Consider the following 2,231-nt stretch of genomic DNA (forward strand, 5'->3'; position numbering starts at 1 on the left):
GCGGCTGCCGCGTCGCCGGGCATGTGCGCGGCGGCCACGACGGCTCCGCCCAGCGATTCGTGTGCCGCCTGCGGGGTGCCGGCCGGTCCGGTGAAGTCCCGGTAGACGCCGGTGACGACGGACCCCAGCAGGGCGATGCCCAGCGCGGTGCCCAGTTCGTACGCCGTCTCCGAGACCGCGGAGGCGGCGCCGGCCTGCTCCTTGGGGACGGCGGTGAGGATGACGTCCGAGGTGACCGTGAACGCCAGTCCCGCGCCGAAACCGACGACCAGGAGGACGGCGCCGATCTGGAGGTAGCCGGTGGACTGGCTGATCGTCGTCAGGACCGCGAGGGCCAGGCCGATCACGGCCAGGCCGCCGGAGACGACCGCGCGCACGGAGAGGCGTCGTGCCGCGCCGCCCGCGAGCAGACCGGCCACCACCGCTCCGACGGCGGCCGGGAGTTCGGCGATGCCCGCTTCGATGGGCCGGCGGCCCTGGACCAGTTGCAGGTACTGGGAGAGGAAGAACAGCAGACCGGACAGCCCGAGGATGGTCAGCAGGTTCGCCAGGACGGCGCCGCTGAAGCCGCGGCTGCGGAACAGCCCGACGTCCACCAGCGGGACCGGCAGACCGCGCTGGCGCCGGACGAACGCACGGAGGGCGACCGCTCCCAGCAGGCCTGCCCCGAGGGCGGGCCAGGCGAACCCGTGGGCGGCGGTCTCCTTGAGGGCGTAGACGACGCCGACCACGGCGGCCAGCGACAGGAGGACGCTCGGCAGGTCCCACGGCCCCGGAGCGGGGTTGCGCGACTCCGGGAGCGTGCGCACCCCGACGACGACCAGCAGAGCCATCACCGGGAGGTTGATCAGGAAGACGGAACCCCACCAGAAGTGCTCCAGCAGGGCGCCGCCGGCGATCGGGCCGACCGCCATGCCCGCCGAGGCCGCGGCGCTCCAGAGGCCGATGGCGAGACTGCGCTCCCGCGGGTCGTGGAAGATGTTGCGGATCAGCGCCAGCGTGGAGGGCATCAGCGTGGCACCGGCGACGCCCAGGAGCGCACGGGCGACGATCATCATCTCCGGCGTCTGCGCGTAGGCGTTCAGCACGGAGACCAGCCCGAACGCGGTGGCACCGACGAGCAGCAGCCGCTTGCGGCCGATGCGGTCGCCCAGGCTGCCCATGGAGATGAGCAGGCCGGCGATCACGAAGGAGTAGGCGTCGCCGATCCACAGCAGCTGCGTGCCGGAGGGCTGCAGATCCTCGCTCAGGTAGGGCGTGGCCAGACCGAGGACGGTGGCGTCCACCGCCACGAGCAGCACGGCGAGGACCAGGACGCCCAGGGCGACCCAGCGGCCGGCGGCCCGCTGCGCGCCGCCCCGCTCGGCGGCCTCCTGCACGGAACCGGTCATGACGCGTTCCTCCGTATCGCGCCGCCGAGCAGGAGCTCGACGACCATGTGGACGAATCCGTTGCGGGCCGCCCTGCCCTCGGTGACGGCGTAACTCCCGGCCGCCAGCAGGCCGTAGAGCGCCTCGGTCAGCCACGCCGCACTCAGGTCGATGCGGAACTCCCCGCTCTCCTGGCCCCGGCGGAACAGCCCGGTGAGCCGTTCGTCGATGCGGGCCCAGCCCGCGTGCCGCTCCTCGCCCTCGAAGAGCTGGGACTCCGAGTAGAGGAAGGCCAGCAGTCCCGCGCAGGACTCGGCCTCACGGACCAGGCGGCGCACCGCGTCCACGGCCGCGCCCTCCTCGACGCGAGCCGCGTCCAGGGCCGCTTCGCACTCGGCGATGCCCAGGTCCTCCAGGGCACGGACCAGCGCGTCGCGCCCGGCGAAGTGGCGGTTCAGCGTCGCCCTGCTCACCCCCGCGGCACGGGCGACCTCCTCCATCGTCGCCGTGGCCCTCCGCGTCAGCAGCTCGGCGGCGGCGCGCAATACGTCGTCACGATCGAAAGCCATGAGTCAACGATAACCCGAATGAGACACTGATGTCTCACCAGAGGCGAGGATGGCGCAGAATTCATCCCTGCCTCTCCGCCGGAGCCAGCGCCGGGCGCCGGCGGGCATCCGCCGCCCGCGCGCTATTGACCTGTGCGGATGCTCCGTGTTTGTCTCGGCGCGAGGTCCTGGGGAGCGCCGACGTCGGCCGAGGCCGCCCGCTCCCGGGGGCCCACCGAGGGCACGGGTGGCGTGCGGAGCCGGAACGAGGGGCGTGGGGTGTTGCGACAGCAGCGACGCCGCCTCCACGGCC

General features: G+C 73.2%; 2 protein-coding genes. Both read right to left on the bottom strand.

The window, feature by feature from the left end:
• Positions 1 to 1,391, bottom strand: a 1,391-nt coding sequence (locus HW445_RS27735; protein ID WP_180223612.1) for an MFS transporter, incomplete at its 3' end; no start/stop codon positions are given.
• Positions 1,388 to 1,939 (bottom strand): TetR/AcrR family transcriptional regulator, encoded by a 552-nt coding sequence (locus HW445_RS27740; protein WP_180223613.1) that lies wholly within the window; start codon positions 1,937 to 1,939, stop codon positions 1,388 to 1,390. The genes HW445_RS27740 and HW445_RS27735, both read right to left, overlap by 4 nt.
• Between the last annotated feature and the right edge of the window lie 292 nt (positions 1,940 to 2,231).

Origin of the sequence: Streptomyces sp. UH6 (assembly GCF_013421635.1) — a bacterium.
In the GTDB taxonomy this organism is placed as follows: domain Bacteria; phylum Actinomycetota; class Actinomycetes; order Streptomycetales; family Streptomycetaceae; genus Streptomyces; species Streptomyces abyssomicinicus.